The organism is Kitasatospora sp. NPDC057198 (assembly GCF_042670125.1).
In the GTDB taxonomy this organism is placed as follows: Bacteria; Actinomycetota; Actinomycetes; order Streptomycetales; family Streptomycetaceae; genus Kitasatospora.
Genome location: NZ_JBHUWH010000292.1, coordinates 1 through 10222 on the forward strand (window position 1 = coordinate 1; position 10222 = coordinate 10222).

7 protein-coding genes are annotated in these 10222 nt (G+C 73.8%); 1 reads left to right on the plus strand and 6 read right to left on the minus strand.

Features of this window, described 5'->3' with window-relative positions:
- Positions 1–179: 179 nt before the first annotated feature.
- The 5 genes from ACFUEL_RS27055 to ACFUEL_RS27075 form a co-directional block, all read right to left on the minus strand.
- Entirely contained in the window at positions 180–1241 is a 1062-nt protein-coding gene (locus ACFUEL_RS27055; protein WP_033221523.1) for an AAA family ATPase, read from the minus strand.
- A gap of 450 nt (positions 1242–1691) precedes the next feature.
- Positions 1692–2807 carry an alanine dehydrogenase gene (gene ald / locus ACFUEL_RS27060; RefSeq protein WP_380239370.1) on the minus strand — a complete coding sequence of 372 codons (1116 nt, stop codon included), beginning with the start codon at positions 2805–2807 and terminating at the stop codon, positions 1692–1694.
- Between the two features lie 239 nt (positions 2808–3046).
- Positions 3047–4942: a tetratricopeptide repeat protein gene (locus ACFUEL_RS27065; RefSeq protein WP_380239371.1), complete on the minus strand. Its 1896-nt coding sequence runs from the start codon at positions 4940–4942 to the stop codon at positions 3047–3049.
- Between the two features lie 328 nt (positions 4943–5270).
- Positions 5271–5888: an NUDIX domain-containing protein gene (locus ACFUEL_RS27070; RefSeq protein ID WP_380239372.1), complete on the minus strand. Its 618-nt coding sequence runs from the start codon at positions 5886–5888 to the stop codon at positions 5271–5273.
- Between the two features lie 115 nt (positions 5889–6003).
- Entirely contained in the window at positions 6004–7674 is a 1671-nt protein-coding gene (locus tag ACFUEL_RS27075; protein ID WP_380239373.1) for a CTP synthase, read from the minus strand.
- A gap of 363 nt (positions 7675–8037) precedes the next feature.
- Between ACFUEL_RS27075 and ACFUEL_RS27080 the strand changes: the two genes are divergently transcribed.
- Positions 8038–9969, plus strand: a complete 1932-nt coding sequence (locus tag ACFUEL_RS27080) for a glycoside hydrolase family 15 protein (protein ID WP_380239374.1) — start codon at positions 8038–8040, stop codon at positions 9967–9969.
- 28 nt (positions 9970–9997) lie between these two features.
- On the opposite strand, the gene ACFUEL_RS27085 is transcribed toward ACFUEL_RS27080, so the two are convergent.
- A partial coding sequence (locus tag ACFUEL_RS27085) for a glycosyltransferase (RefSeq protein ID WP_380239375.1) occupies positions 9998–10222 on the minus strand: 225 nt, incomplete at its 5' end.

Below are 10222 nucleotides of genomic sequence, written 5' to 3' on the forward strand. Positions count from 1 at the left end.
CGGCACGTCCGCGGTGCGCGGCGCGGGTGGGGCGCCCCGGCCGTCCCCGGGGGGTTCCTGCCCCGCGGCGGCCGGGCCGTTCGCGGGGCCGGAGCCGTTGCCGTTGCCGTTGCGCGCGAGCGAGGGCGACAGGGCCATTCCGCCGGTTGCCCGGAACAGTTCGTCGGCCCCCGGAAGGCTCACTCGGCGGGGCGGCACCGGTCGAGCACCTCCCTGGCGAGCTGGCGGTACGCGGCCGCGCCGACCGAGTTGGTGGCGTAGGTGGTGATCGGCTCGCCGGCCACGGTGGTCTCGGGGAACCGGACGGTCCGGCCGATGACGGTGTGGAAGACGTGCTCGCCGAACGCCTCGACGACCCGGGCCAGCACCTCGCGCGAGTGCACGGTGCGGGAGTCGTACATGGTGGCCAGGATGCCGTCCAGCCGCAGGTCGGGGTTGAGCCGCTCGCAGACCTTCTCGATGGTCTCGGTGAGCAGCGCGACGCCGCGCAGCGCGAAGAACTCGCACTCCAGCGGGACGATGACGCTGTGGGCCGCGGTCAGCGCGTTGACGGTGAGCAGGCCCAGCGAGGGCTGGCAGTCGATGATGACGTAGTCGTAGTCGGGCAGCAGCGGCTTGAGCGCGCGGGCCAGCGCCGACTCGCGGGCGACCTCGCTGACCAGCTGCACCTCGGCGGCCGACAGGTCGATGTTGGAGGGCAGCAGGTCCATGCCGGGGATGGCGGTCTTCAGCAGCACCTCGTCGGCCGTCAGGCCCCGCTCCATGAGCAGGTTGTAGACGGTGACGTCCAGTTCCATCGGGTTGACGCCGAGGCCGACCGAGAGCGCGCCCTGCGGGTCGAAGTCCACCAGCAGCACCCGGCGGCCGTACTCGGCGAGCGCCGCGCCCAGGTTGATGGTGGAGGTGGTCTTGCCGACGCCGCCCTTCTGGTTGCACATCGCGATGATCTGCGCCGGGCCGTGCTCGGCGAGCGGCGCGGGGATCGGGAAGTACGGCAGCGGGCGGCCGGTCGGGCCGACCCGCTCGCGGCGCTGGCGGGCCGCGTCGGGGGCCAGGGTGGCGGCGTACTCGGGGTCGGGCTCGTACTCGGCGTCCGGGTCGTCGTAGGGCCCGTAGCCGAGCTCGCTGTAGGCCAGGCCGTACGCCGCGAAGTCGGCGTCGTAGTCGGTGGCGGCTGCCGCCGCGCTCTGGCGGGCCTCGAAGGTGCGGACCGCGACCGAGCCGACCTCCTGCGCGCCCACCGTGGCCTGCCGGGCCTCCTCGTTCGGCTGCCCGGCGGAGAGCTCCGCCAGTCCTGGCTGACCACCCCCGGGAGCAAATGTCGACTCATTCACAAGTCGTCTTACCTCCTTGGACGTCCAGGACTCTATGTCGATTCGTCAGCGTGGCAGCATGCCAACGGTTTGCGACTCTAGGCCGTTTCGGCCATTGGCAGCAACACAATCCACGGTAGTGGGCCGCTTGTGTCGGCCGTTCACCCACCCCGTGTCAAGACACGACCCTAACGTTTCCGCGCGGGCGCCGGGCCGTGAGGGCCCGTCAGGTGTCCTTGTCGACAGAGCGGGTGACAAACCGCACCGGAATTGACCGCCGCCGGTCACCCGGGGGCCGCCCGCCCGTCCCCGCGGGCATGCCGAAGCCCCCGGCGCGAAGGGGAAGGACGGCCGGGGGCGACAGCGGGTGAGGGGGTGTCAGGCGAGCACGCTCTCCAGGGAGACCGACTCCAGGCCGAACGCCTCGGCGACGGCCGGGAAGGTGATCTGGCCCTCGTGCACGTTCAGGCCCTTGGCGAGCGCGGCGTCGCGGCGCAGCGCCTCCTTCCAGCCCCGGTTCGCCAGCTCGACCACGTACGGCAGGGTCGCGTTGGTGAGCGCGTAGGTGGAGGTGTTCGGGACGGCGCCCGGCATGTTGGCCACGCAGTAGAAGACCGAGTTGTGGACCTGGAAGGTCGGCTCGGCGTGCGTGGTCGGGTGCGAGTCCTCGAAGCAGCCGCCCTGGTCGATGGCGATGTCGACGAGCACCGAGCCCGGCTTCATCTTGGCGACCAGCTCGTTGGTGACCAGCTTGGGGGCCTTGGCGCCCGGGATCAGCACGGCGCCGATCACCAGGTCGGCCTCGACGACGGCCTTCTCCAGCTCGAAGGAGTTGGAGACGATCGCCTTGACCTTGGTGCCGAAGACCTTGTCGGCCTCGCGCAGCTTGTTGATGTCGCGGTCGAGCAGGGTCACGTCGTAGCCCATGCCGACGGCGATGGTGGCCGCGTGCCAGCCGGAGACGCCGCCGCCGATGACGACCGCCTTGGCCGGGTGGGTGCCGGGCACGCCGCCGGGCAGCACGCCGCGGCCGCCGGCCGGGCGCATCAGGTGGTAGGAGCCGACCTGCGGGGCCAGCCGACCCGCGACCTCGGACATCGGGGCGAGCAGCGGCAGCGCGCCGTTCGGCAGCTGCACCGTCTCGTAGGCGATCGCGGTGGTGCCGGAGGCGACCAGCGCGTCGGTGCCGGCCCGGTCGGCCGCCAGGTGCAGGTAGGTGAAGAGGGTCTGGCCCTTGCGCAGGCGGTGGTACTCCTGCGCGATGGGCTCCTTCACCTTGAGGATCATGTCGGCCGCGGCCCACACCTCGTCGGCGGTGGGGAGGATGGTCGCACCGGCGGCCACGTACTCCTCGTTGGGGATCGAGGAGCCGACACCGGCGTTGTCCTCGATGACGACCTCGTGTCCGTTGCGGACCAGCTCATGCACGCCGGCGGGCGTGATGGCCACGCGGTACTCGTGGTTCTTGACCTCGCGGGGGATGCCGACCTTCACGGCTAACACGTCCTCTTGCCATGGGAAATACCTACCGGGGAAGACCGGCGGCGACGCACACGGAGAGCACAACGGACAGGCCGGTGCATAGATCTATGCGCGACTGAGTTCGAGTGTAATGAAGCCAAGTCGGCGTGTCAGCCTTCCAAAGTGACCAAATCAGTCGGGCCCATTGGCAGGTTCGTAGGCTTGCATGCGTTCCGAGGCCACATTGCGGGGCGAACTCCGCAGATACGACACTACTCCGAAAGCGGACGCGAGCCCTCCCGGCCGAGGTGCTCCTGCAGCCTCGCCGCCAGCGCCGCGACCTCCCGCTCGCCCGCCCCGTCGCCGGTCCGGCGCAGCACCGCGGCCGCCGAGCGGTACTCCCGCAGCGCCTCCTCGAAGCGCCGCAGCCCGGTGTGCGCCTCGGCCAGGCGCACCAGCAGCCGGGCCTCGGCCGCCTGGTCGCCCAGCGCCTGCCGCAGCACCAGCGCCCGCCCGTACGCGTCGGCGGCGCGCAGCGGGTCGCCGAGCGCCCGGTGGCCGTGCCCCACGCCCTCCAGCGCCCGGGCGCAGCCCGCCTCGTCGCCCGCCCCGCGGGCCAGCTCGACGGCCCGGCGGTAGCGCTCGCCCGCCCGCTCCCACCGCCCCGCGGCGGCCTGCAGGTCGCCCAGGTTCAGCAGCGCGGCGGCGGCCCGGCGCGGGTTGCCCTGCCGCTCGGCGACCTTCAGCACCGACTCGTGCAGGGCGTGCAGGTCCGCGGGCGCGGCCCCGCCGGTCAGCGGCAGGGCGCGCAGCAGGGCGGTCACCAGGCGGCCCGCCGAGCCGTCCAGGCCGCCCTGGCCCACCGCCTCGGCTGCCGCGGCCAGCAGCTGCTCGCGCTCCCCCAGCAGCCAGCCCTCGGCGTGCGCGGCGGTGCGCAGCCGCAGCGGCCCCGGCAGCGGGTCCGGGTTGGGGCCGGCCGCCGGGTCCAGCAGCAGCCGGGCCGAGTCGACCAGCCGCACCAGCCGCTCCAGCAGCCGGGCCCGGGCCAGCTCCACCTCGGACGGCCGGTCCAGCTCCCCGCGCAGCTCCACCAGCCGCCCGTACAGCCGGCCCGGGACGCGGTAGCGCTCGGTGCCGTCCGCGGCGTCCGGCTCACGCTCCAGCAGCTCCAGCTCGGCCAGCGCCGCCAGCGAGGCCCCCGCCTCCGGGGCCGGGCAGCCCACCAGCGCCGACGCGGTGCGCAGGTCCACCTGCTGCCCCGGCGCCAACGTGCACAGCCGCAGCAGCCGGGCCCGCGCCGCGGGCAGCCGCCGGTACGCCAGCTCGAACGCCCCGCGCAGCGGGTCGCCCTCCACCACCGGCACCGTCTCCCGCTCCGGGTCGGCCGGCTTCACCGGCCCTTCCAGCACCACCGGCGCGGGCGGCGGGACGGCGTGCAGCCGGGCCGCCGCGTCGGTCACCGCCAGCCGGGGCTCGGTGCGCAGCCAGCCCGCGACCAGCCGCAGCGCGGCCGGACGGTTGGCGCACGCCTCGGCGAGGTCGGCGGCGCCGACCGGGTCGCAGGAGACCCGCGTCCCGCCGACCAGCTCGCCCAGCAGCTCCACCGCCGCCCGGTGGTCCATCCCGCCGAGGATCACCGGGTCGATCCCGTCGATGCCCATCAGCGGCCCCGAGGTGGTCGCCAGCAGCAGCGAGGAGGTCTTCTCCGCCAGCAGCGGCCACACCTGCCCGGCGTCCTTGACGTCGTCCAGCAGCACCAGCACCCGGCGCTGCCCGAGCGCCTCGCGCAGCGCCTCGCAGGCCGGGTCCTCCTCCGCCGCGCCCGGCAGCAGCGCCGCCCCCGGCCGCTCCCCCAGCTGGTCCAGCAGCACCCGGGCCGCCCGCCCGGCCCCCACCCGGCCGCCGTCCGGCGCCGACATCCGCACGTACAGCAGGCCGTCCGGGTAGTCCCCGACCACCGACCTGGCCCACCGCACCGCGAGCGCGGTGCGCCCCGAACCGGGCCGCCCGGCCAGCACCAGCAGCCGCCCCCGCCCCGGCGCGGGCCGCCCCGCCGCGACGGTCAGCGCCGCCAGCTCCCCGCCCCGCCCGGCGAACGGCCGGGCACCCGCGGGCAGCACGTCGAAGATCCCGGCCGCCTCGGCCACCGCCGCCGTCTTCCTCGCCACCCGCGCCACTCCCGACCCGTCGCCCCGCACCCCGGACCCGCCCACCGGGCCCTGTCCGCGAAGCGTAGTTCGCCCACCCCGCCCCACCGGGACGCCCCGGTACGACCAACAGCCGAATCACCTTGCTGGCGCAACTGCGAACGCGAAACCAGGGGCGCGGGGAGATCTGCCGCGCTGAGGCGAAACCAGGGGCGCGGGGAACTGCGCGGCCGACCGAGCACGCACAGCCGGATCGCGACGCAGGACGAGAGCTTGCACTATCCCGCGATCTTGCTGGCGCTCACCTCCCGCTTCGCGCAGCTCCCCGCGCCCCCATCTGTGTACCTCTCTAATACGGCCGGGCCGGCCACTGCGCGTCCGCGGGCCGGAGCGCGTCGAGGTCCCCGCCGGTCGCGCTCAGGGCCAGCACCCCGGTGACCAGGGTGGGGTTGTGGAGGTCGCCGGCCAGGACCAGCCGGACGAGTTCCTCCCGCGGCACCCAGGCCGCCTCGAGTTCCAGCTCCTCGCCGTGCGCCTCGTAGCGTTCGCCGTCCGCCTCCGACAGGCCGGTCGCGAGGAAGATCCGCACGGCCTCGTCGCTGCCGCCGGGCGAGGTGTAGAAGTCGACCAGGACGCGCCAGTGCCCGGCCTTGCAGTGGGCCTCCTCGAAGAGTTCCCGCTGCGCCGCGTGCAGCGGGTTCTCGCCGGGAACGTCGAGCAGCCCGGCCGGCAGCTCCCAGAGCCGGTGCCGGACGGGGTGCCGGTACTGGCGCAGGGTCAGCACCCGGCCCTCGTCGTCGAGGGCGAGCACCGCGACCGATCCGGGGTGCAGCTGGTAGTCGCGCTGGGCCCACTTCCCGTCCGGCATCAGCACCTGCTCGCTGCGCACGCCGGTCACCTTGCCCCGGAAGGGCGTGCTCCCGTCCCGGACGTCCCACTCCTCGGCCACGTCGTGAATCCCGGCCACCGGGCACCACCCCTTCTCGTCAGATAGACACAATCTACCGGACGCCCGCCCCGCGACACGCCGAAGCGCCCGCCGGGAGGATCCCGACGGGCGTCCGGTCACTTCAGGAGGGGCCTCAGCCGACCTTGCGGTCGATCGCCGCCGCGACCAGGCCCGCGAACAGCGGGTGCGGGCGGGTCGGGCGGGACTTCAGCTCGGGGTGGGCCTGGGTGGCGACCAGGTAGGGGTGGACCTCGCGCGGGTACTCGACGTACTCGACCAGGTCGCCCTTCGGGGAGAGGCCGGAGAACTGCAGGCCGGTCTTCTCCAGGTCGGCGCGGTAGGCGTTGTTGACCTCGTAGCGGTGGCGGTGGCGCTCCTCGACGTACTGCTCGCCGCCGTAGACCTCGCGCACGATGGAGCCCTCGGCGAGCTTCGCCGGGTACAGGCCCAGGCGCATGGTGCCGCCCAGGTCGCCCTTGCCGTCGACGATGGCCAGCTGCTCGGCCATGGTCGAGACGACCGGGTACTTCGCCGCGGGGTCGAACTCGGTGGAGTTGGCCTCGGGCAGGCCGGCCAGGTTGCGGGCGGCCTCGATGACCACGCACTGCAGGCCCAGGCACAGGCCCAGCAGCGGCACCCGGTTCTCGCGGGCGTAGGTGATCGCGGCGACCTTGCCGTCCACGCCGCGGTCGCCGAAGCCGCCGGGGATGCAGACCGCGTCGACGTCGCCGAGCTGCTGCTGCGCGCCCTCGGGGGTCTCGCAGTCGTCCGAGGCGACCCACTTGATCTGCACCCGGGCGTTGTTGGCGAAGCCGCCGGCCCGCAGCGCCTCGGTGACCGAGAGGTAGGCGTCCGGCAGGTCGATGTACTTGCCGACCAGGGCGACCTTGACCTCGTGCTGCGGCTCGTGGACGCGGCGCAGCAGGTCGTCCCAGACCGTCCAGTCCACGTCGCGGAACGGCAGGTCGAGGCGGCGCACCACGTACGCGTCCAGGCCCTCGCCGTGCAGCACCTTGGGGATGTCGTAGATCGACTTGGCGTCGATCGCGGCGACCACGGCCTCCTCGTCGACGTCGCACATCAGCGAGATCTTGCGCTTGATGGCCTGCGGCACCTCGCGGTCGGCGCGCAGCACGATCGCGTCGGGCTGGATGCCGATGTTGCGCAGCGCGGCCACCGAGTGCTGGGTGGGCTTGGTCTTCAGCTCGCCGGACGGGCCGATGTAGGGCAGCAGCGAGACGTGCACGAAGAAGACGTTGTCCCGGCCGACCTCGTGGCGGACCTGGCGGACGGCCTCCAGGAACGGCAGCGACTCGATGTCGCCGACGGTGCCGCCGACCTCGGTGATGACCACGTCGACGTCCTCGGTCGCCATCCGGCGGATCCGGGACTTGATCTCGTTGGTGATGTGCGGGATGACCTGGACGGTGTCGCCCAGGTACTCGCCGCGCCGCTCCTTGGCGATCACGGTGGAGTAGACCTGGCCGGTGGTGACGTTCGCCGAGCCGTGCAGGTTGGTGTCGAGGAAGCGCTCGTAGTGGCCGATGTCGAGGTCGGTCTCGGCGCCGTCGTCGGTGACGAAGACCTCACCGTGCTGGAACGGGTTCATGGTGCCCGGGTCCACGTTGAGGTACGGGTCGAGCTTCTGCATCGTCACCCGCAGGCCGCGGGCCTTGAGCAGGGCGCCGAGGCTGGAGGCGGTGAGCCCCTTGCCGAGCGAAGAGGCGACACCCCCGGTGACGAAGAGGTGCTTGGTCGTCACGGCACGGCCGTTGGCCGACTTGCCGGAATGGGGCTGTGCCAAGAGGGGGCTCCCGTGGGTCGCGTGTCGGAGGGTGACGCCGGTGGAGGGGCTCCCGGCCCTCGTTCCCACCAGTTCCACGGGATACCAGCGTATCAGTGCCCCGGCGACTGCTCGCCCGCGTCCGGGTGCTCCGGCCCCGGACGGGTCGGCCGGACGGCGCATCGGGGCTGCTCGGGCGGGGGTTTCCCGGCATGGCGCACGGCGCGCGCGGGCAGGCGCCGGGGGCGCGTGCGCACGCCCGAACCGCCCGAACCCACGTATTCTGCTCAAACGTCGACATCCTCGCCCGAGACGCCCTCGCCCGACCCGTGCGCGCCCGTCCGCGCGGGGCCCGCACGGAACGCCCGCACGGAACGGAGAACCATGGCCGGTCGCATCGAGGACTACGCGCTGATCGGGGACATGCAGACCGCCGCGCTGGTCAGCCGGGACGGCGCGGTCGACTGGCTGTGCCTGCCCCGGTTCGACTCCCCGGCGGTGTTCGCCGGGCTGCTGGGCACCGACGAGCACGGCTTCTGGCGGATCGGCCCGGCCACCCCGGTGGAGCCGCCGCCCGCCACCCCCGCCGAGCCCCGTTCGGCCCTGCTGGACACCGGGGAGCTGCGCCTCCCGCCGGTCACCGCCGCCGCGCCCGCGGTGCCCTGCGACCGGCGCCGCTACCGGGGCGACTCGCTGGTCCTGGAGCAGGAGTGGGACACCGAGGACGGCAGCGTCCGGGTGGTCGACTTCATGCCGCCGCGCCACCTGCTCGGCACGCCCGACGTGCCGCAGATGATCCGGATCGTCGAGGGCCTGGCCGGCACCGTCCGGATGCGCTCGGCGGTGCGGATGCGCTTCAGCTACGGCCGGATCGTCCCCTGGGTGCACCGGGTCGAGCACCCCGAGGTCGGGCAGCGCACCGTCGCCGTCGCCGGGCCGGACTCGGTGTGGCTGGACGGCCGGGCCGAGACCTACGGGCGCGACCTGACCACGTACGCGGACTTCACCGTCGCCGCGGGCGAGCGGATCGCCTTCGGGCTGACCTGGAAGGCGTCGCACGAGCCGGCCCCCGCCCCGCCGGACGCCGAGGGCGCGCTCGCCTCCACCGAGCGGTTCTGGCGCGAGTGGGTCGCCCAGTGCGCCTACCAGGGCCCCTACCGGGAGGCCGTGGTCCGCTCGCTGATCACCCTCAAGGCGCTCACCTACGCCCCCACCGGCGGCATCGTCGCCGCCCCCACCACCTCGCTGCCCGAGGACCTCGGCGGCGAGCGCAACTGGGACTACCGCTACACCTGGCTGCGCGACGCCGCGATCACGCTGTCCTCGCTGCTGCGCACCGGCTACCGCGAGGAGGCGCGGGCCTGGCGCGAGTGGCTGCTGCGCGCGGTGGCCGGCGATCCGGAGAACCTGCAGATCATGTACGGCATCGCCGGGGAGCGCGAACTCACCGAGTCCGAACTCGACTGGCTGCCCGGCTACGAGGGCTCCCGCCCCGTCCGGGTCGGCAACGGCGCCGCCGGGCAGCTCCAGCTCGACGTGTACGGCGAGGTCGTCGAGGCGCTGCACCTGGCCACCATGTCCGGCCTGTCCCGGCACGACCACGCCCACCAGCTGCAACTGCGCCTGATCGAGTACCTGGAGGAGCACTGGCGCAACCCGGACGAGGGCATCTGGGAGGTCCGCGGGCCGCGCCGGCACTTCGTGCACTCCAAGGTGATGGCCTGGGTCGCCGTCGACCGCACCCTGAAGCTGCTGGCCCAGGCCGAGGAGCCGCCGCCGGGCCTGGTCGAGCGCTGGACGGCGCTGCGCGCCGAGATCCACGCCGACGTGTGCGCCCGCGGCTACGACGAGCAGCGCAACACCTTCACCCAGTACTACGGCGGCAAGGAGCTGGACGCCTCGCTGCTGCTGATCCCGCAGGTCGGCTTCCTGCCGCCGGACGACAAGCGCGTCATCGGCACCATCGAGGCGATCCAGCGCGAACTGTCCACCGAGGACGGCTTCGTGCTGCGCTACCCGACCCACGACGAGGACGGGAACAATGTCGACGGCCTGTCCGGGCACGAAGGGGCGTTCCTGGCCTGCTCGTTCTGGCTGGCCGACGACCTGGCGATGATCGGCCGGGTCGGCGAGGCCCGCGAACTGTTCGAACGGCTGCTGGCGCTGCGCAACGACGTCGGGCTGCTGGCCGAGGAGTGGGACCCGCGGGCCCGCCGCCAGGTCGGTAACTTCCCGCAGGCGTTCAGCCACGTCCCGCTGATCGACACCGCGCTGCGGCTGACCGCGGCGGGCGGCCTCAACCTGTCCTCGGGCTGACGGAACCTGCCCCCGGGCCGACGGCCGATCAGCTCCGGCGCTGGGTCAGCTCGTCGTAGATGGACAGCACCTGGGCGACGGTGGCCGCCTCGTCCGGCCAGGTGCGGGCCTGGGCCCGGCCGGCGGCGGCCAGCGCGGCGCGGCGCTCCGGGTCGGCGAGCAGCTCGCGGACGGCCGAGCCGAGCGCCCGCCGGTCCGCGAACGGGACGAGCACGGCGGCGTCGCCGACCAGTTCGGGCACCCCGCCCACCGC